The following is a 21,936-nucleotide window of genomic DNA, read 5'->3' on the forward strand; positions in this document are numbered from 1 at the left end:
ATTAGGTATTTGCTTGTTCCGGAAGTTAGCTCATAACTTTTTCTATTGCCCTATACATACTGTGTACTTTTAAGTTCACTTCGGTTTTGGAAATCATTTATGCACGGCTTATTTATATACTATAACAATAAAACTATGATATTGATTTTTAATATTTCGTTTAGTAATTTGTTAATTATCCTAAATTAAAATTATGTTAAGCTTTTAATTTATTAGATTAAAAGATGTTTAATTAAGGATTAGAGGAGTATTTGAGAATATTCTGAACCTGAGCATAAAGGTTTAAAAATGAAAATGCCTCAGGTGGGGAGCCTTAGGCATTTTCTAACCAATTATTAATCTAAATTATGAATAAAAGTTATTTCAAATGTTGTGCCAAAAGATAAACTAGTTATTATTAATTGTGTTACATTAATAATATTACATGATTTACAGTAATTTTAGTTACTTTCTTTAATCACTTTCTCTAATTGATAAGAGTTTTCGCCTAGTTTTGTAACTTTAATGGATATTCCCGCTTCAAGTTCCAACTCTTGTGCAGCAGCAGTTCCCAGACTGAGCACATGTGAACGATCCCTTCTATATGAAAAGGAACACTCATATTCATTATCAATAAGAATTCGGATTTTTTTTGTCTTATTTGGGAACAATTGTTTTAGATCCTTCGTTATCCTAATCTGATTTTTAGTAACATCTTCTGCAGTGATCTGATTTCCTTTCGAGGGAAGGATTGCCGTTTCTAAATTTATTGTTGTATTTTTTACTGTTGAAGGTGTTCCATCAGTTGTTTGAGTAGCTTCTGATGCATTATTGTCTGCATTACCTTGATTAGTTACAGTAATTTCAGCTTTTTCAGTGTGAGCTTGCGCTTTCCCTTGTTTCTGATTATCGGTCGCACTTTTGGATTTCGCAGAACTTGATTTTGTATTTTCTTGTTTTTGATTTCCGGAGATATTTTCTGCTTGATCAGGGGGATTCTGCGTATTCACAGTCTTTCCTTGATGACTAGATACACTTTCTGTTTTGGTGGAATTCGGTGTATTTACCACTTTATTTTGCCCCGGATTGTTTTGCTTTCCTTGATTATGTCCTTTATGTCCTGTTTGCGCGGAACTGGAGTGAGACTGTGTCGTTTTTAATTGATTAGGAGTAGGATGCTCCGCTTTCGGGACGGCAGGAGTAGCCGGTGTGACTTTATTGATGATATTTCTAATGTAGTAATTCTTTATTCTTGATTTTTCAGTATTCCGTTCTTCAATCTCAAAATCTTCTTTATAAGCCTTGAAAAGATGCGATATTTTTTCATATCCATAATTACGGGCATCAAAATCAGGTTTTCTTTTATTAAATAAACTACCAATTTCCCCTAAAAATGCCCATCCGCTTTCATCAGCCGTATCATCTACAGTGTCTTTTAATAGTTCAAGCGTCTCTTCATCCAATGCTGATATTTTATTCCGTTCAATTGGTGATGGCGTCGGACTGGTATTATTGTTTTTCTTTTTTACCGCCTTTTTTGAAACTTCTTTCTCAAGAATTTCCACATAAATAAACTTATCACATGAAGATATGAACGGTTTTGGTGTTTTTCTTTCTCCTATGCCAATGACAAGTTTTCCTGATTCACGTAGCCTAGTTGCTAAACGTGTGAAATCACTGTCACTTGAAACAATGCAAAATCCATCTACCCGATCCGAGTGTAGGATATCCATGGCATCTATGATCAAAGCCGAATCGGTCGAGTTTTTGCCCTGTGTATAACTGTATTGCTGAATAGGTGTTATAGCATGAGTCAAAAGACTGTCTTTCCAGTTTTCAACATAAGGACTAGTCCAGTCTCCATAAATACGCTTGATAGTAGGGATCCCATATCGTTTTACTTCATTCAATATCTCTTCTATCTTTTTATAGGAGATATTATCAGCATCAATTAAGATCGCTATTTTTTTTTCTGTTTCTTCTGGCATCCCTTATTTCTTTAATATGCACGATCTATTATTTTGCAATAAAATTCTAATCATTTATTTCTCTAATGTAATCTGAACGAAGTATAGTTGATAAAAAAAGCAGCGTAATACACTTCGTGGAAAAGTATTTAACGTTATTTTAATAGCTCTTCTCTTGTAAATATAATGGTTTCATTTAATATTTTTCTTAATCCATGTTCCGCTTTTTTCAATTATTGAAGCTATTTCATTGTTAGAGATTAAAACTGTTTATTTATGAAGGTATTATTGACCAGACTTGATCCTGTATAAAGCATCGAAGGCCCGGCATCGTCTTTCTGTCAAAAACTTATTATTTTTGTTAAAATTTCAATCTTATGTTGATTATCGATTCACCTTCTAATAATGCTTATTTTAATATAGCATCGGAAGAATACTTATTATATAAATACCCAAAAGAAGCTATTTTCCTTCTGTATATTAATGCACCTTCAATTATCATAGGCAAATTTCAAAATACATTAGCTGAAATTAACTTGGATTATGTTCAAGCTCAAGGAATAAAGGTCGTTCGAAGGATGTCAGGTGGAGGAGCGGTTTATCATGATCTTGGAAATCTGAATTTTTCTTTTCACATCTTATTGGGCGAAAATGATTTTATGGATTTCTCGACATTTACTCAGCCCGTTGTATCGTTGTTAAATAGTATGAACATACCTGCAAAATTGGAGGGGAGAAATGATCTGTTGATTGAAGGGAAGAAATTTAGTGGAAATGCCAAACTTGCAAAAAATGGAAAAATGATCCAACATGGTACGTTATTGATTAGTTCACAGATGGAGGTACTGGGCGATGCGCTAAAAGTTAATCCTTTGAAGTTTATAGATAAAGCTGTCAAGTCCAATCGTGCACGTGTAATTAATCTGAATGAGTACTTACCACAAGATATGACAGTCTCAGCTTTCAAGCAATTGTTGATTGAGGAGATGAGGAAGAATAATCCTGAAGCTAAGATTTATAAACTAACGGATGAAGATATTCTGGGGATCGAAAAATTGGTAGCAGAAAAGTACAGTACCTGGGAATGGAATTTTGGCTTTTCTCCAAATTACAATTTTAAGAAAGCGATAAAGATACCTGCTGGATTTATTGAAATACATTTAGATGTCCATAAAGGGTATATTGAAAAGGCGAAGATATTTGGAGATTTTTTTGCATCAAAACCAATTGAGGAGCTGGAGAATAGATTGATTGGACAAAAACATGTGGCTGTCCACCTTGCACAATTACTGGAAAAGCATGATGTAACGGCTTACTTCGGTAAAGTTAATATTGCAGAATTAATGGAATTGTTCAAATAACTGTGGGTTATTTCAGTAGTACTCTTCGTTGGTTATTGAATTTTTAAGCCAATTTGAAGAGTGCTCATAATTTTTAAGTCTTACTTTACCCTTGTTCTTATTTGAAGTCAGCAAGAAGATCTCGCATCTTTGATAATTATGCTTCATTTTAACAAGTCCCTGACAAATGGACTTGCCGTCTTTAATCTTTATGGTTATGTTTGTCGTTTTGGGCATTGAAATTTGAAAACGGAAGTTTCAAATTTCAATGCCCATTGATTTAATATTAAAAAACGTCATGATTGCCGAAATAGAAGACAAAGAAATTAAACAGATTTATCAAACATCAATCATTCAGCAAACGGCCTATTGGTCTGAAGTAAAAAGGTTACAGGGTGTAACTTCAAAAGCATTTAATTTTAAAACTAAAATAGCAGATCTTTATGTCGATTCAGAAGACAGTGCCTATTTTATAGGAGATCTATTGATTTTGATTCAGGCTATCGATCAGGAGCACAGTATTGCCTACGTTCCCTATGGACCAGAGATCGAACCATCGGTTGAAAATCAAGGCTATTTCTTGGAGCAATTGTCCGAGAGTTTAAGATCTTGTTTACCTAAAAACTGCATTATGATTCGTTATGATTTATCTTGGGAATCACATTGGGCAAAAGACGATGACTGTTATGATATCAATGGCAACTGGTTAGGAGTTCCGGATAAAAAAATTCAGGAAATTCGTTTTAATTTTAATACCAATAATTGGAACTTAAGAAAAGCCAATACCGATATTTTACCTTCAAATACCATTTTTATGGATTTGAGAAAAGATGAAGATAGCTTATTAGGTGCAATGAAAGCCAAAACGCGTTATAATGTCCATTTAGCAAAGCGAAAAGGAGTCAACATTCGCTCTCTTGGTATGGATAGTTTAGCGATTTGGTATGACCTGTATAAACAGACTGCAGTGCGGAATAATTTCTTTTTACATGATATCAGCTATTTTAGAATTGTACTTTCTGCTCGTGCTAATGATACCCTTTCACCGGCAGATGTTCATTTATTAGTTGCTGAGGTCGAGGGCAAACCGTTAGCAGCCATGTTTTTAGTCGTGTCAGCAAATAGGGGGACATATCTTTACGGAGCATCAGCCACAGAAAATAGAAATTATATGGCAACCTATGCATTGCAATGGCGTGCTATGCAAATCGCAAAAGAAAAAGGCTGTACTGAATATGATTTTTTTGGAGTTGCTCCGCAGGCAGATGAGTCACATCCGATGTATGGATTGTACCGATTTAAAACGGGGTTTGGTGGTGAAATCTTTCATCGTATGGGTTGTTGGGATTATCCACTGGATAATGAGAAATATAAATATTATACTTCTATGGAATTCAAGAACCAGAGTTACCACTTGAGTTAAATTAAAAAGGGTTGATCATCGCTATGATCAACCCTTTTCGATATTGAAATATGTTCCGATTTCTTGGATGAGTAAATTTTACACGGTTTCCTTTACTGCATCTACATTCCAGCCTGATAGGATACCTCCATAAAAATAAAAAGTGACGTGGAATTTTTTATTACTGATTTTATCAGACACCAAATAACGTTCTGTAACATCATAGGAAGCTACTTTTTTGAAACTTGATAATTTTACCGCAGGAAGGCTGGTTGCAGTTTCTGAACCAGATACCATCTTTTGGATTTTAGCTGTGATCGAATTCATAATACCTTCTTTTTTGAAAGGATCTTTTTCAACCTTATTCGTCGCAACAAGAGGCATTATTCCATTGTTAGCCGCTTTTTTTGCTTTTGCCTGTGCAGTATAATTTTTAAATTTTTCTTTGACTTTAGGATCACGGATGCTGTTTACCGTAAAAATTGCGATTCCCTGTGCACCATGATTTAAAGCTTCGTCCATCTCTGTAAACATAGCATCGCTATTACTAGCCATCAGCCCACAATATAAGCTGGTCATTTTATTTTTATCTCTTGCATTTTCAATTGTACAGTCTCTGACGAAACTAGCATCTTCCGTGTAGAAATTACTATATACCATTGGGAATACCATATCCAGATTCCACTTTCCCCAATCTTGTCTTACCATACGGGATGCCATTTTAGGGGTTGGAAATGGCGATGCTGCCATAATTTTTCCACTAGCATGTACAACGTCTGCGATCATATTAGCCACATCTGTAATCTGATCACAACGGAATTGTCTCCATTTAAGATCACTGGAAGGATCTTTTTGTGTTCTAGGATCATAGCCATATTGATCCTTAAATTTTTGGACTGCGACGGGATGATAACCATAATCCCAGGCCGCATATTCGCGATCTTGAACAATATTATATTTTGGCCAAAGTGTAGTTGGGAGCACAACATCTACATAGCGGTGATAATCGATCGATATACCATCTAAGCCCTCTACAGCACAGTATGATTCGATTTTCTTTTTAATATAGTCTTTGACTTCAGGCAAGACTGGAGATAAAAATTTATAATAACCGACGTATGCTGTTGTATCTGCCAGGCTTTTTCCGTTACGGTTTACACTGAACCATTCCGGATGTTCCTTTAATATCTTCTCGCGATCATGTTCTAGATTCATGGTCCATAACCAAGCCACAACTTTAATCCCATACTTATGTGCTATCGGGATAGCAACTCTGTAATCGTCGGGTGATGGTGCATTGAGCATCACTCCGTCAATACCTAGATATTGCATTTCACGGCATAAGGAATCAAAATTGCTTGTAGGTCTGTAATCCAACCAAGTCCAGAACATAGGCTGACCATCCTTTTCGGCCGCTTTGGTTTCAGAAGCGGTAAATAGAAATAGCCCAAAGAAAAAAAGAATGTAAAAACGCATGCGTGACAAATGAAGGTGATTCATAATTTATAGCTTTATTGAAACACGGTTTTGGTTATGTTTCGATTTATACTGTTTAAGCTGCAATATAAATATTTTTCATCAAATTGGACTAAATGGTTATAGCTTTTGGTTCGTTTTAATCATTCATTAGACAAAGTGATTTTTATTGTTTGATCTAGCAAAAATTAAGGATAGCGTTAAATTTCTAAAAGAAAACGTTATATGGTGTACTAAAAAACGCCTGAAGCGGGGAACTCCAGGCGTTTTAACTAACCAATTATTAACCTAAATTATGAATACATACTAAACGCATTTAGTATGCCGATTAATATAATTGATCATGAATTTTAACAGATTTTAACTATTTTCCTCACAATTTGATCATTTGTGTCGTATATTTAAGCAATAAGGTCAGTTGAGAGAACTCTTAATATGATGATGAGGAACATATCAGTTCTCTGTACGCAATGATAAAGTGGCATTATCATTGAAGAAATGTAAAAAATGAAAAGTATACGAATTATTACGATGACTTTAGGTTTTACCATTTTAGAAATTTCCAATAGTACAAGAGAAATTTTTAACAGCCATATGCCTGCTGTATTTTATAATGTAAATAGCATCATCATACTCTAATTTTATTATTACGCAATTTCAAGCTGTTCTACATGAGAGAAAAAGTAAATGCCAGTCAAGAGATAAAACAACTTTTTGAGAGATTTGGGGCTCAACTTAGTGATCCAGCCTACATCGAGTTGGACTTTTTGGCTGCATTAATAGATATCTTTAGACCAAAGCGACGATCGTTATATTACCAGGTCGATATTGCGCCATTATTGATTTATTTAGAAGCTTCACCTGACTTCAGGTTCAGTTTTTCTTCTTATGTGCGTCGAGTTATAGATCATAAAGATTTTGATCAATTAATTTCAGATACCGGAATTATCAGTTATGCCGATTTTAGGTATGAGATCAAAAAGAGAATAACGGAGAAATATCTTCCTTCACAACCTCCCAAATCAACATTGCAATATGTGTTAAATCAGCTTTTCTATCATTCGCAAGATGCAGATTGGGTTGCCGTCATTCCCAATGATCAGTTGCAACGACTCTATCTGATATGTGATTTCAATTCATTATACGAGAGCGATGTCAACTTCGAAATCAAGGAAATTCTCTATGGTCTTGAAGTATTGGTTCAACGTATTACAGGTAGGGCAATGGAAACAGATGTCAACAAGATGGTTCCTGAATTTCAAAATTTTGATAGTCCATTTATTGCCATCATGCGTGAGTTTAGCGAACTTAACGATCGTTTTTTAGCGGGTAACTTGCATTTTATGACCTCCGATGATCTTGCTTATAAACAAATCCTGGTTTTGCATAAGCAATGTGAAAATTATATTGATACCGCCTTTGCAAACTCTCATCGTTTTGGCATCTCAATTAAGGTCAATCAATCTTTATTGAGAATCCGGCAACAATTGGAAAGAATTAAAGCCATCATTTCTTTTTTGGTTATTGATAAAGAGCAGGAAAAGGTTGATAAAAGCATTGCTTTTGCTCAGACGTTAATTGGTTACAACTGCCGTAAGAGTAATATTCGCAAACTTGTTGGACAGAGTACACAATTATTGGCTTACGAAATCACGCACCATACCGCACAGACCGGAGAGCATTATATTACCTCCAGCAAGAAAGAATATTGGAACATGTTTCGCTCGGCCTGTGGTGGCGGCATCATTGTAGGCGTTATGTGTATCCTGAAATTGTTTTTAGGTAAAGTAGAGACAAGCGAATTTGGACATGCTTTACTTTATAGTATAAATTATGCGATCGGATTTACAGCTATTTATCTATTTGGAGCAACCTTGGCGACAAAGCAACCCGCAATGACTGCTTCTGCTTTAGTTGCTGCAATTGAGAATGGGGCATCAGGACAAGATGAGACCAGACATAGATACTGGAATTTTGCGGTATTTTTTGCAAGATTGTTCCGTTCACAATTCATTGCATTTGTAGGTAATGTGATAATGGCTTTTCCCGTAAGTCTTGTTTTAATTTGGGGTATACAAGAACTTTTCCATTATAATGCGGCAGCAGGGAAATGGATGACCTTGGTCAATGATCTTAATCCGACCGAAACTCCTATGATCTTGCATGCTTGTATAGCAGGTGTTTTTTTGTTTTTGTCAGGAATTATTGCCGGTAGTATCTCTAACCGTGATAAACACAATTCAGTGTATTATCGAATCGAGGAACAACCGGTGTTAAAGAAAGTATTCGGTAAGGAGAAAACTGCAAAAGTTGCCCGTTTTTATGAAAAGAAATGGGCAGGGATCGTTTCTAATATCTGGTTCGGGGTTTTTATGGGAACAACAGCTTCAGTCGGTATGTTTTTAGGTCTTAATTTAGATATTAGGCATATTACTTTTGCGAGCGGAAATTTAGCTTTAGGATTATTTGGGAATAACATGTCGCTGACTACTGATATGTGGATCTGGGGCATTTTAGGTATAGGGCTTATTGGTTTTTTTAATTTTGCTGTTAGTTTTTCACTATCGTTGACGCTCGCATTTCGATCCCGTAATTTATCCTTTGGAGAATTGATTAAAATGGCAAAAGCAGTCTGGATTTATTTTAAAATTAGTCCGAGGTCATTTTTCTTTCCACCTCAAGATAAATCGTAATATAAGTCTGCATATGTAAGCTATTTTAACTGACCTTTTCTGATGGTGACACATAAAAGTTGATACCCTTCATCTGTTCTTAAGAATTCAAGATGATCCTGAACCATATCCTTTTTGTTCTTATGGGAAATAATGATAGACATGGTCGGATATTGCCAATCTTTTGATTCACCACAATTATTAAAATATTTCTGAAATTCTGGGGTATCGAACATAAAGGGATTTAAGCCATCTGCCGAAATGAAATAATCCGTATCTGAGTTTGTAATTTCCATCAATTTATTTTTAATAAGATCAAAATTATGTTCGATAAACACGATTTTATCCGATGTTTCCCAAGCAATGGACGTTTCCCAAGTAACTTTTGGATAAGTTGCCGTTAATAGTTTTGACTTTGTTAAATCAACCAGTAAGTCTGTCTTTAACCAATTTTCAAATTCTTTCTGAAAATTAATAAAGGAATAATGTAAACCGTCATTTCCGACAAAAGAAATTCGAGCGGGATCATCTAAATGCTCTTTTGTTTTTTGAAGAGAGAAAAAATTTAGAGTTGGTTGGTATTTAAAATCTGCAATTATAACGTTGTTACTGGTATCTAAAAGTACTTCTTCACCACCAACCCAAGTTATTAAGCTGTCTATTCCGACGCGTTTTTTTGTAGCTCCTTTTAAAGCAACCAGAAGACCATTATGAACGCGGGTCAAGCCACTGTACATGGCGGGAATGACGATATCGCCATTCCGGTTGAAAAGACCTGTTAAATAAGTTTGTGGATCTCTAAATCGGATAAATCCCTCACTTTCACAATCGGCGCCATTGTCGATGATATGTAGGCTATCGTGACCAATTTTACGGCCTGATTTTGTTAGATAGAATGAATTCCATTGACCATTATTTTTTTCAGTAGCAGCTAAGATATCATCAAAACGATTTGCTCTTGTGACACCTTCAAATTTAGGTTTGATTTTCACATGGCTAAGTCCATCTTTAAAACCAATAAGAGTACTGTCTTGATTGTAAAATGCATACCATGGGTCGCTTTGTTGCGCAAACAGATTACAGTATGTAAATACTAAAAACAAAGACAGTGTGAAATATCTCATAGGACTAAAAATAAAAATCTAATAAAAGGTTCTGATGTAAATTCTGATCTGCTCAGTTTATTGCAAAGCTTGTTCGAGGTCTGCAATTAAATCTTCGATGGACTCCAGACCAACACTGATGCGGATAAGACCATCCGTGATACCGGTTTTCAGTCTGATTTCCCGAGGTATACCAGCGTGCGACATTGAGGCCGGATGCGAGACCAAAGTATCTACAGTGCCGATTGAAACAGCTCGTGTACATATCTGTAGCTTATTGACAAAATCAATTGATTTTTCATATCCACCTTTTAGCTCAATACTCATGACAGATCCCGCATGTCGCATCTGCTTCTTGCTAATTTCAAAATCTGGGTGGCTCGGTAGACCGTTATAATGTACGTTAGCAATCTCCGGATGATTATTCAGAAAATAGGCTACATCCATGGCATTTCGGCAATGCTGTTCCATTCTTAATGGTAACGTTTTTATTCCCTGCAAAACTAAAAATGCATCAAATGGATTACTGTTTACACCCAGTAATTTATGTGTCTGGTGCACGTAAGTCTGCATAGCATTTAGATCACGGCCAATCAGGACACCACCGATTGCACTACCGTGTCCATTTAAAAACTTTGTAGTGGAATGAAAAATAAAATCCACCTGATATTTAAATGGCTGTTGTAAATAAGGCGTTGCAAAAGTGTTGTCTACAGAAACTAGCTTCTGATATTTTTTTGAAATCTGAACAACACGTTCAATATTGATGCATTGCATCGTTGGATTAGCGGGGGACTCAAAATGAACAAGCTTAATTTCGGGATTTGCTTTCAAAAGTGCTTCCAGTTCAGTAACATCTGTCATATCCGAAAAATAGGTTTTGATCCCAAATTTAGGAAGCATTTTCGTGATAAATTCATGAGTGCCACCATAAAGAGAAGACGTAGCCAATAGTGCATCTCCGGCATTTAAGCAAGAAATAAATAAGGTAGCCATCGCCGCCTGTCCACTTGAGGTTAACAGCGCCCTGGCGCGCATTGGCGTTCCGTCTTCATTTAAGATCTTCCAAGTTTCAAGATCGGCTATAGCTTGAGCTGTGGCATCAGTAGTTGGGTTTCCAAACCTGGAGTAAATATAACCAGAATCTTCACCGGAGAATCTTCGCATACCCTGTTCGGCACTGTCAAAAGTAAAAGTGGAACTGGCATATATGGGTGCTAAATGAGAATGGTGACCATCAGTATGCAATTGATGTATGGCAAGTGTTCCAAAATCGATGCTTTTGTTATTCATTGGGTGTAGGTTTTAGGTTTATGATGAGTTTATTATTAAAATTACTTTCGGGAATTGTAGCAAAATATCAGATATTCCTGCAATACAAGCGCATGCGTGTGCTCTTTATCCTTAGCAGCATAAAGTAATGTTATGATGGGATGTTCTTCCCATTTATCCAGATAAGAAATTAACTGTTCATTGTTTAGGAGTTCGTTTTTGTACTGGATTTTAAAGATTTCCCATCGTTCCGGAACATGAGCATAGGCGAGCCGGGTTGCTGTAGAAGGTGCAATCTCAGTAGCCCATTCGTCAATATGAGCTTTTTCTTTAGTAAGACCTCTTGGCCATAGTCTATCCACCAAAACTCGATAACCGTCATGACTATCGGTTTCTTCATAGATACGTTTAATACTTATATCTGGTCGCATAGTTTAAATTTAGTGATAAATCCTGATAGCAAATCTATTTATGCATAATTAATATAAGTACAAACCGCTTATTCATTTCATTGGTAAAGGAATCAATATGGAAAAGGACATCGACTATTAATAGATTGTAGTCGATGTCACACTTTATGAAGCATGTTAAACAGTAATTTGTATACCTATTTCAGTAATTGTGGTAAGTCGCAAACGATTATACATGCGATATTTGTTTTAGACCGAATATCATGACATGATCGTATTGAAATTTACCTTGAACACGGTGGTAAAATGATATAAAATGATGTGAAGGAGCAGAAGTAGAAAATGACACGTAATTAGTTGTTATTACTTTGGTCAATTTATGTTTAGTTAGCTCCGAAACCCCATTTCGGAGCTTTTTATTTCCATCTTTATTGATAGGAAATCTGATTCGTTTTTAGCGAGAATGGATGAAGCTTGTTGGAAATTAAGTGCAGTATCAGTTTAAAAAAGAGATAGTTGAATGCCTGGTTTATTTGGGTCGGGTTTCTGGGCTTTTCCCATGACAGTTCTACCTTCATATTTCCAGGAATCTCGTCGTTCCTGCTCAATGATTTCTTGAATATCAAACTGAGGGTTGAAATTCGCCTCAGCCTGAAGAACAATCTGATGCAGTTTATTGATCGTACGTAATTTATCAGACTGTCCCAATTTTGATTTTTCTATTCCTTTTCTTAAAACAGCAATGCTATTGTCATATATTGTTATTGGCACGGGAAAAGGGTGGCCATCTTTACCACCGTGTGCAAATGAAAAACGGGCCGGATCTTGAAAACGGGCCGGACCACCGTGTATAACCTCACTGACCAAAGCTAGGGACTGCATTGTGCGGGGGCCTACACCTTTTAAAAGCAACAGTTCTTCAAAATTGTCGGTCTGTAGTTCACGAGTTACATATAATAAGGCGCCAAGCCTTTTAAGATCAACATCAGAAGATTGGATATCGTGTCTTTTAGGCATGATCAAATGTGCAAATTCTTGTATTGTTTTTGCAGGATCTGTTTTTGCAATGGCGAGAATTCCCTGTCTATTGGAAGAAGCGCCCGAAGCTGTTAGGTTTAATATTCGCCCCTGTGATATACCGTTAATACCGGTATGCGGTTCATCGATGAAAGATTTTAATTGTTCCGAATGCCAGTGGTAACGCCTAGCAGTCCCATCATGATCATGCATTCCCTGTTGGACAACTGTCCAATTTCCTTTATCGGACACAATGAAATTGTGCAGGTACAATTGGTATCCATCTTGTATTGCGGTGTTGTCCACTTTTGCAGTCAATTTGCTCGCACGCACTAATTCCTGTCCTGCTAGACCAGCATGATCGGCTACCCGCAATAGCTCCATTGGGGTTTCTTTGGATAACTTACCTTTTCCGCCACAAATGTATAGACCTAAAGATGTGGAATTTGGATTGATGGCTCGTTTTAAAGCACCCATTACCGATGTGGTGATACCGGAAGAATGCCAGTCCATACCGAGTACAGCGCCAAAACTTTGAAACCAAAATGGATCGGACAAACGACGAAGTACTTCATCTTTACCATATTCCGTTAAAATTGCCTCTACTATAGAAAGTCCCAAAGCCGACATACGTTCATAAAGCCAAGCAGGTACTTTTCCATAGTGAAGCGGTAAATCGGCTGTCCCGGAACGTTTCATGTTGTTTTTGCTAATATTATTAGTGTAAATGTAGTAAATAAAAATTACAGTTCATTTTTTTATATCTTGATTTACCAGGTAAAATGGCTATAGCAACAATTGTTTATTCGTCTTCATTGTATATATTCGCTTAGAAAACAACACGCCTAAACTAAACTTAATTATGCAAGACCAAAAATCACAGCGACTGGAGTCACTGGATATTCTACGGGGATTTGACTTATTTTTATTGGTTGCTTTACAACCTGTGCTAGTCGCGATCGGTCAGGTATGGGACAATTCTTATTATCATGCCTTTTTGTATCAATTTGATCATGAAGTTTGGGAAGGTTTCCGATTATGGGATCTGATTATGCCTTTGTTTTTATTTATGACCGGTGTTACTGTTCCTTTTTCTCTTGACAGTAAGATCGGGCAACCTGTTGGACCGATATATAGGCATATTTTTAGACGTTTTGCTATTCTTTGGCTCCTAGGGATGATTATACAGGGAAATCTACTGAGTTTTGATTGGCATTATTTCAAACTTTATTCCAATACATTGCAGGCCATAGCTGTGGGATATTTATTCACATCATTAGCTTACTTTAATTTGCCGATACGAAAAGTAATTACTTTGAGCATCTGTTTATTAGTTGTATATACTATCCCATTTGTACTGGATGGCAATTATAGCCCGCAAGAAAACTTTGCAATTCGTGTGGATAAAAAAATATTAGGTTCCTGGATGGATGGAGTGTACTGGGATCAGGGCATTTGGGATTTTTCAGACACCTATGATTACTCTTGGATATGGAGCAGTTTGACCTTTACAGTTACCGTGATGATGGGCTGTTTTGCAGGTAAAATCATTAAAGAAAATACACGTATTAATCCCAATAGAGTTTTTCGTGATTTGATCGCTATCGGTTTTATATGTTTATTGTTAGGAGTATTATTGCATTTTCAAATGCCTATTATTAAACGTATCTGGACCAGTAGTATGACCTTGTTTTCAGGTGGAATCTGCTTTATTCTGATGGCTATATTTTATTATGTGATTGATGTTAAAAAGGTGGTTAAGCCCTTTAGATGGTTAAAAATATATGGCATGAATTCTATTGTTGCTTATTTTATTGGTGAATTTGTTAACTTCAGATCAGTAGTTCATTCTTTGACATTTGGTTTAGAGAACCAGTGGCCGGAACTTGCTCCAATCATATTAACTGCCGGAAATTTTTATATCGTATTTCTGATTTTATACCTGTTGTATAAAAATAAGTATTTCGTGAAGATTTAAAATGTGATTTATATCTTTTTCGCTAACCTAGTAGATGGCAACTATTTGGATTGATTTTTGATTTTACTATCGTGGAGGATTATATAAACTTACAGCACACAAACAGTTTATTTAATACCCAAAATAAAAAACAGTCAAAAAGTAGAAGAACTAAATTATGATTTTAATTGTTGATGATAAACCAGAGAATATCTATTCCTTGCAACAACTGTTAGAGTCTAGAGGTTTTAGTGTAGATACCGCTTTTTCAGGAGACGAAGCATTGAGAAAGACGTTTAAGAATCGATATGCTCTTATTATTCTTGATGTAAAGATGCCCGATATGGATGGATTTGAAGTGGCTGATCACTTGGCAAAGTATACCAAAACCAAAGATATTCCGATTATATTTTTATCAGCAGCTAATCGTGACAAGAGATTTATAGAACAGGGATATAAATCTGGCGGTATTGACTATGTGACCAAACCAGTTGATATGAATATATTACTGCTCAAAGTAAAAAATTTTTATCGACTATATGAACAGACTTTGGTTCTTAATGCCGTGCAAGAAGATTTAAAGGCCGAAATTGAACGCCGTAAAAAAGCCCAGTATTCGTTAGTCGCCAAAGCCAATCATTTACGTTTGATATTAGAAGCTCTTCCACAGATAGCATTTACGGTAACACCGGATGGGAGGATTGATTTTGTTAATCGTAACTGGTTTACTTTTTCTAGGACGCAAAATGATTTTCCAGAATGTCATCCAAACGATCCAGCTATTCTGGTAACTTTAAGATCACACATTCAAAAAGGAACTGCTCTGGAAATGGAGGTTCGAATAAAACCTCTAGATGCACAACTTTACCGTTATCATCTTTTAAGAATTGTACCTATTGAAGAGGATCAATTCATTACCCATTGGGTTGGTACTTTTACAGATATTGATGATCAAAAACAGCTTTCACAGAAGAAAGATGAATTTTTAAGTATTGCGTCGCATGAGTTAAAAACACCACTTACAAGCATGCGTGGTTATGTGCAACTTCTGAATCGTTCTTTAAAAGACGAGCCACATTCAAAAGCATATAAATATATGAACCGGGTTGAAGGACAATTAAATAAACTAAGTACTTTGGTTGCAGACCTGCTCGATATTTCAAAAATTGATAATGGTAAATTATATGTCGATCACCAATTTTTTGATTTAGATGCTGTGATTGATACAGTGGTCGATACGATGCATCAGACTCAGGAAAAGAGAATATTAAATATTGAACGCACAGGTGAAAAATTGGAAATCCCGATTTTTGGAGACGAGATGCGTATTGAACAAGTTTTGATCAATTTTATGAGCAATGCAATTAAGTATGGACCAGATTCTGACCATATTATAATTCATACGGAAAAGGATGATAAGGAAGTGAAAGTCAGTGTGCAAGATTTTGGTATTGGTGTTCCGCTTCAAAATCAAGCGCCAATATTTGATAAATTTTATAGGGTAGAGGAGACTTCGGTACGCTTTCAGGGATTGGGATTGGGTTTGTATATCTGTGCCGAAATTATCCGTCAACATGAGGGACAATATGGTATGACGAGTAAAGCAGGTGAAGGTACCACATTTTATTTTACACTTCCTTTAAGAGTAGTACACTAAAATTACCCGAGCTTCCAAAAATGTGAAAAACCTCAGTATCACCCTTGATGAAAATGAACATACTACAAAAAAATTAGCACGAACAGTTTAAAGATAGAGCCATGGATAATAGAAAGAAGATTTTAATATTTGAAGATGATGTTTCCATTTTAGAAATTGTGACCATTATTTTAGAAGATGCGGGATATCAAATTGCCATATCTGAGACCTCTCACGATATTATTGAGAAGGTTGCTGAACTGACACCCGATTTGATTTTGATGGACAATTGGATTCCGGATATTGGAGGGAAAGAAGCAACAAAACTATTGAAACAACATCCTTTATTTCAACATATACCCGTTATTTACGTTACAGCAAATAGTGATATCGCGTCTCTTGCAGCAGATGCAGGTGCAGATGATTATCTTGCTAAGCCATTTGATTTAGAGGATCTTGAAAATATTGTTGCTAAATATCTGGAGTAGCATTTGAATTACTTAGAAACCTTTTATAAAATCACTTTTTGAGAAAGGGCAAAGATCAATAATCCAATAATATTCGTTCAGATTACAGTGACGACTATTATTGGATTATAGTAATGAACTAACTTAATTGCGGATCTGTTTTTGAATGTTTTCCAGTTTCCACACGGCCTGCAAAATGGCGTTCGAAAGCTGTATTGACTACATGTAAACTGAGATCATACCAGCCAGATTGTTGGTGTGTGTCAATTTTCCAAGTGATCGATCTTCCTGCAGGTAATGATACTTTTTTATGCCAGTTGCTATATGCATTATCTTTTGCTTCAATAAGTAAGGCTTCTTTTCCTTCATTTATTAAAGTGATCAATAGGTTACCTGTTGCCTGCTTTCCTTGATCCAATTCATAAGAAGACTGTACTTGTAGCGCTTCATCTTTACCTTTAAATCCGCGCATAAATCCATTCGGCCCATAGGCTGTTAAAGTATAGGTATGGTCTTTAAAGTCCGATAAATTCCAGCTGAAATCTAGAGATTCTCCAGCAAGAACAGCAAAAGGCCAAAACTTCACGCCACCTTTATAAGTTGAGCCTGCGTATACATTGTATGGACTGCTTAGCGCCATTTTTCCAAAAATGGAATTTCCTGCTTCTAGTTTTAAATTAATTTTGTTCTCTTTTTTATCAATTTTTTCATGCACATATAGTTCGTAAGCGAGTGCATTAGATGGTCGTTGTCCTTTTTCTTGCTTCGCTAATAACGAATTGCTTTTTTTATGAAGTTTCAATTGCGCAATATCTACTTCAGACCATTGATGATAGTTATTAGGCAGTGGTAATTTTTTAGCTTCATCAATAGCACGAATTTGTGCATTACGATCCAAGAAAGGAAGTTTTTTAGCATTGCCTGAAACAGCAGTGCGAAAGACAGATGTCAGATCTCCAGTAATTGCTCTTCTCCATGAACTAATATTATCTTCATGGATATTTTTACCATATTTTTTATTTATGAATTGCTCAATAAATTGAATAGTAGACGTTATATCAAAAACTTCGGAATTGACCCATCCACCTTTAGACCAAGGGGAAGCTATTACTAAAGGAACACGGTACCCTAATCCGACAGGTCCTTCGGTGGCATTTTCCTTATCAACACCTGCTTCCAATTCCTGTTGCAGACTGACATACTCGCCAGAAATATCCAATCCAGGCGATACTTTTCCTGAAGTAGGATCGGCAGGATTCGGTGCTACAAAAGGAGGGACATGATCAAAATAACCATCATTTTCATCATAATTTAAGATGAAAATTGTTTTGCGCCAGACATCGGGATTTTCAGTTAATATGTTTAAAATTTCTGAAGTAAACCATGCACCATACATGGGGGCACTAGGATGGTCTGAAAAATATTCTGGGGCGACCAGCCAAGAGACAGTAGGTAGATTTCCTGATTTTACATCTTTTCTAAATTGATGTAATACGTCACCTTTAGGAACCCGAATGTCTGTACCTTGTTCATTTACGGTAATGGCTTCGCGATAATTCGGGTCGTTTTCATTTGTTTGGAAGGCACGACGGAAAAGGGCTTGTTCTGATGGTGATACCTTGTTGAAGGCTTCCGGTGTTAATGACTCAAGCTTTTTCTCAAAACTTAGCAGCTGTTCTTTCTTTTGCTTCAGTTTATTCTGTTCTTTTTGTACACTTGTTGCTTGACCGTCCTGAAGTAGCTTCTCTATACCAGTGATTTCAGCAGGAAGCTCTGCTACGCGTTTCTTTAAAAATGCTAAATGACTTTCCTTAAATTCTATATGATATTGTGAAAACCACTCCAGGTTATTGTCCGTGTAATTGCCCAATAACCCATCGTCTTGTAGGCCAGATTGTATGCTGACTTCATTTTGGTACACCTTCCAAGAGACAGCCGCCGCTTCAAGTTTCTCTGGAAATGTTTTCCAGCTCGCCCAGCGGTTAAAATAAATATCCGAATTGCGTACTAATGGTTTTTCTCCTTTACCCGGTACACAGGTACCTGTCCAAAAAAAGTGTCGGTTTGTTGTCGTGCCGGTTATTGAAGAACAGAAGTTTTGATCGCAGATCGTGAAAGCATCAGCAAATGCATAGTAAAATGGATTATCTTCCCGTGTATAATAACCCATTGTTAAAGGTATATCTCTAAAATCTTTATAGTCAGAACGTTTTGCGTCGATCCAATTATCGTGTTTTCCCTGGTTGCGTGCAGCAGATTGATTCTCCCAGGAGTGTGGTAGATAGCTCGTCCAGGCCGCCTTAGATCTTTTAATATCCAACCGGAAAGGAGAGAACGTTTTTCCATCTTTTCCAGATTGTAACCATACTGGATTTCCATTCGGTAATTGTATCGCTCTAGGGTCTCCATAACCACGTACACCAGACAGCGTACCAAAACTATGGTCAAATGAACGATTTTCCTGCATAAGCATGACAATGTGTTCCGCATCTAAAAAACTAGATCCGGCAAGAGGCTCGATTGCCATCGCTTTTTGTATGGCGTCGGGCAATCCCCATTCTAAACCCATCGCTCCAGCTAAAAGGGAGGCTTTCTTTAAAAAATCTCTTCTATTGTCCATTTCGTGTTTTATTGTCTTAATTAGGTTTAAAAGTAAAAAGAATTTGTAAGTATGTTATGTAACGATTAGGTTTCAAAAAAAACTGTGGAAGATTTTTTTCTCCCACAGTTTCATCATTTGCTAACGTTTATTTCAAGATCACTTCGACATCGTAATTTATTAAGAGCAATCTTGATATAAGTGAAAAATTTCAGATAAGGACAACATACAATTAGAATTCCTAATTTTTTCCTAAATGTGCCTATAAGTTTGTTTCAAACATTAATATCATGAAATTTATATATACACTTTTATTTTTCCTATTCGTTTCCAATTTTTTATTTGCACAAGAAACCACAATACCTAAGCCAGCAAAAGTAAAACATGCAGAACCACTCTACCTAGACCTCATGCGGGATCTTGGCGCTAGAAAAGGCGAAGCAGAATTTAATGTTGGATATGGTACTGGACGTTTCAAAAATAAAGTAGAGCATAATGCTTTTATTGAATACGAGTGGGCTGTTGCTAATCGTCTGGGACTGGAAGTTGAAGTGCCTGTACTATTTGCAAAAGATAATGTAGGGCAAAGAACCAATCATATAGAAGGTTTAAAATTAGGAACACAATATACGTTTCTGGTAGATGAGAAACACCAGACTTCTTTGGCTATCGGGTATGTACATGAAATGGAATTTGGCCGATCAAATCCAACTGTAAGAAATACACCTCTTTTTGATGGTTTTGTATCATCACCCTTCTTTATAGCAGCTAAGAATTTTAATCAGATCAGTACATTGATTTATACAGGACCTGAATTCGAATATCACTTTAAAAAGAAAGGAATGGAAACCAATTTTGTATTGAACGCAAACGTGCATTACATGGTTCCCAATTCAAGTCATTACATCGGTATTGAAAATGATATGCGTATCGAGCATGGTCATTTAGAATATATCATGAGACCTCAAATGAAGTTAGCGTTATCCCCTAATTTTGCAGTAGGTCTAGTGTGTGGTGTTCCGATAAAATCAAAAGAGTTTCAAATGGATTTTATGACCAGATTAATTTGGGAACCAAAGTTCTAAGGCCTACGAGCTTTGTTTTAGTTTCTTGACATATTAGAAAAGCCTCAGCGTTTAAATACTGAGGCTTCGGTTTCTTATGCTTCCCTTCTCATATCAAAAGATATGTAATTTTCAAAATACTCAAGTGACCTTATGGGGGTTGTGCGGTTACTCAACAGTTCAATATAATTATTTGCCATCAATCTCCATGTTGATAGTTCTCCAAAACTTTGCGCTTTGAACCGATACCAAGCCAATAATCTTGGGGAATTATATAAAAGAATGATGTTTTCGCGCATCGCTTCTATATCATCGAAAGGTGTGAGTATGCCTCGGTCATCGATCAATAAATCCTTAGCGTGCCAATAGGGAGTAGCAATAACAGCTGTTCCAGCTCCAACTGCGAACGATAGAGTTCCACTACTTGATTGTTCCTTATGTTGATAGGGAGATATGTAAATATCGCATGCTGTAAGATATTCTTTGAGTTGCTCATCCGATAAAAACTCATCTACAAATACGACTTTATCCTGTAATTCTAATTGTTCCACCAGATTTTGTAATTCATAACGATAGGATTCACCTTCACTTGCCAATACATGCGGATGTGTCTTTCCGACAATAAAGTATTTGAAATCTGGTAAATCGAGACCTACCAAAGACTTGATAGCGTATTCCAAATTTTTACTCCGTCTGATTAAGCCGAAAGTCAGCATCATAAAATGTTGCTGTAAGCCTAATTTTTGCTTTGCTAATCCTTGGTTATAATCAAACTGAGGAACTCCATGTGGAATCATTTTAATCTTCTGATGATCAAGATCTGGGAAAATCTCTTTCAAAATTGAGCATCCTTTGGGCGAAAGAGAAATGACCTGCTTTGATTTTTTCAGGAGTGATTCCATGATTTCTTTTTTCCTTAAGGTTGGATCCTGTATTATTGTGTGAAAAACCGTTATTAATGGTATGTTTAAGTTATTGATCAGGTTATTGATGAAAATGCCATCAGCACCACCAAAAATCCCAAATTCATGTTGTAATATACAATAATCATATTCCTCATTAATGATACATGAAGCTTGCATATAACTGTCTAATCCATCCTTGTCAATGACAAATCGTATTGAGTTATCAAATTGTTCTTTACCTAATTTACATACAGCAATTAGATCGACTGTTACATCTGGATCGAGCTCCATTCCCTGTTTCAGATCTTTAGTGAAGGTTGCAAGTCCACATTTCTGAGGAGGGCAGGTGCTAATAATGACAATTTTCTTCATATTATTGCTACTTGCTTATGTTATTATCTGCCTGCTCAACAGGTATATCCAAAATCGCCATCAATAATAAATAATATCCTCTGTCTAAGCCCATTTCTTTTGCTTTTTGATCGATATGCTCCATAATATATAGTATGATTAAATGCTACGTCCTTTTTATGCAAGCTGTAAATCAAAAGCTGTACCCAAAACCTATTTTTATGTACATAACCGTAGTTTTTAGGTCAGTTAAAGTAGATTGTTACTTATCGACAGTACTAAGCGTAGAGCGTGCGTATTTGTACGGACACATAGAAAT

General features: G+C 36.2%; 16 protein-coding genes. 8 read left to right on the forward strand and 8 right to left on the reverse strand.

Going from position 1 to position 21,936, the window contains the following annotated elements; genetic code table 11:
- Positions 1–440: 440 nt before the first annotated feature.
- Positions 441–1,967 (reverse strand): NYN domain-containing protein, encoded by a 1,527-nt coding sequence (locus HCX49_RS12155; protein ID WP_168127195.1) that lies wholly within the window; start codon positions 1,965–1,967, stop codon positions 441–443.
- A gap of 356 nt (positions 1,968–2,323) precedes the next feature.
- On the opposite strand from HCX49_RS12155, the gene HCX49_RS12160 reads away from it, so the two are divergent.
- Positions 2,324–3,307: a lipoate--protein ligase gene (locus tag HCX49_RS12160; RefSeq protein ID WP_168127196.1), complete on the forward strand. Its 984-nt coding sequence runs from the start codon at positions 2,324–2,326 to the stop codon at positions 3,305–3,307.
- Positions 3,308–3,584: 277 nt separating this feature from the next.
- Positions 3,585–4,709, forward strand: coding sequence for a lipid II:glycine glycyltransferase FemX (locus HCX49_RS12165; RefSeq protein ID WP_168127197.1), 1,125 nt, complete (start codon positions 3,585–3,587; stop codon positions 4,707–4,709).
- A gap of 78 nt (positions 4,710–4,787) precedes the next feature.
- On the opposite strand, the gene HCX49_RS12170 is transcribed toward HCX49_RS12165, so the two are convergent.
- A complete protein-coding gene (locus tag HCX49_RS12170) occupies positions 4,788–6,188 on the reverse strand; it encodes a family 10 glycosylhydrolase (RefSeq protein WP_206368435.1) in 1,401 nt (466 codons plus the stop codon).
- A 483-nt stretch (positions 6,189–6,671) separates the two neighbouring features.
- On the opposite strand from HCX49_RS12170, the gene HCX49_RS25690 reads away from it, so the two are divergent.
- Complete coding sequence (locus HCX49_RS25690) at positions 6,672–6,803, forward strand: hypothetical protein (RefSeq protein WP_260292297.1); 132 nt, start codon at positions 6,672–6,674, stop codon at positions 6,801–6,803.
- A 32-nt stretch (positions 6,804–6,835) separates the two neighbouring features.
- Positions 6,836–8,857 (forward strand): site-specific recombinase, encoded by a 2,022-nt coding sequence (locus HCX49_RS12175; protein WP_168127198.1) that lies wholly within the window; start codon positions 6,836–6,838, stop codon positions 8,855–8,857.
- A 20-nt stretch (positions 8,858–8,877) separates the two neighbouring features.
- Here HCX49_RS12175 and HCX49_RS12180 read toward each other — a convergent pair whose 3' ends face one another.
- From HCX49_RS12180 to HCX49_RS12195, 4 genes are all read right to left on the reverse strand, one after another.
- On the reverse strand, positions 8,878–9,960 hold the full coding sequence (locus tag HCX49_RS12180; protein WP_168127199.1) for a WG repeat-containing protein: 1,083 nt from the start codon (positions 9,958–9,960) through the stop codon (positions 8,878–8,880).
- 57 nt (positions 9,961–10,017) lie between these two features.
- The gene (locus HCX49_RS12185) at positions 10,018–11,232 is read right to left on the reverse strand and encodes a trans-sulfuration enzyme family protein (RefSeq protein ID WP_168127200.1); all 1,215 of its coding nucleotides are present in this window, start codon (positions 11,230–11,232) and stop codon (positions 10,018–10,020) included.
- 41 nt (positions 11,233–11,273) lie between these two features.
- Entirely contained in the window at positions 11,274–11,642 is a 369-nt protein-coding gene (locus HCX49_RS12190; RefSeq protein ID WP_168127201.1) for a DUF488 domain-containing protein, read from the reverse strand.
- Positions 11,643–12,122: 480 nt separating this feature from the next.
- Positions 12,123–13,337 carry a DUF763 domain-containing protein gene (locus HCX49_RS12195; protein WP_168127202.1) on the reverse strand — a complete coding sequence of 405 codons (1,215 nt, stop codon included), beginning with the start codon at positions 13,335–13,337 and terminating at the stop codon, positions 12,123–12,125.
- Between the two features lie 163 nt (positions 13,338–13,500).
- On the opposite strand from HCX49_RS12195, the gene HCX49_RS12200 reads away from it, so the two are divergent.
- The 3 genes from HCX49_RS12200 (at position 13,501) to HCX49_RS12210 (ending at position 16,719) form a co-directional block, all read left to right on the forward strand.
- On the forward strand, positions 13,501–14,616 hold the full coding sequence (locus HCX49_RS12200) for an acyltransferase family protein (RefSeq protein ID WP_168127203.1): 1,116 nt from the start codon (positions 13,501–13,503) through the stop codon (positions 14,614–14,616).
- 157 nt (positions 14,617–14,773) lie between these two features.
- On the forward strand, positions 14,774–16,252 hold the full coding sequence (locus tag HCX49_RS12205) for an ATP-binding protein (RefSeq protein ID WP_168127204.1): 1,479 nt from the start codon (positions 14,774–14,776) through the stop codon (positions 16,250–16,252).
- A gap of 101 nt (positions 16,253–16,353) precedes the next feature.
- Positions 16,354–16,719, forward strand: a complete 366-nt coding sequence (locus HCX49_RS12210; RefSeq protein ID WP_168127205.1) for a response regulator — start codon at positions 16,354–16,356, stop codon at positions 16,717–16,719.
- A gap of 118 nt (positions 16,720–16,837) precedes the next feature.
- Here the strand turns inward: HCX49_RS12210 and HCX49_RS12215 are convergent, their stop codons facing one another.
- Positions 16,838–19,318 (reverse strand): phosphocholine-specific phospholipase C, encoded by a 2,481-nt coding sequence (locus HCX49_RS12215; protein WP_168127206.1) that lies wholly within the window; start codon positions 19,316–19,318, stop codon positions 16,838–16,840.
- A gap of 269 nt (positions 19,319–19,587) precedes the next feature.
- On the opposite strand from HCX49_RS12215, the gene HCX49_RS12220 reads away from it, so the two are divergent.
- Positions 19,588–20,382 (forward strand): HAEPLYID family protein, encoded by a 795-nt coding sequence (locus HCX49_RS12220; protein WP_021190410.1) that lies wholly within the window; start codon positions 19,588–19,590, stop codon positions 20,380–20,382.
- A 74-nt stretch (positions 20,383–20,456) separates the two neighbouring features.
- On the opposite strand, the gene HCX49_RS12225 is transcribed toward HCX49_RS12220, so the two are convergent.
- Positions 20,457–21,638, reverse strand: a complete 1,182-nt coding sequence (locus HCX49_RS12225; protein WP_168127207.1) for a glycosyltransferase — start codon at positions 21,636–21,638, stop codon at positions 20,457–20,459.
- Positions 21,639–21,936: the final 298 nt, after the last annotated feature.

It is taken from the genome of Sphingobacterium sp. B16(2022) (assembly GCF_012030425.1).
In the GTDB taxonomy this organism is placed as follows: domain Bacteria; phylum Bacteroidota; class Bacteroidia; order Sphingobacteriales; family Sphingobacteriaceae; genus Sphingobacterium; species Sphingobacterium anhuiense.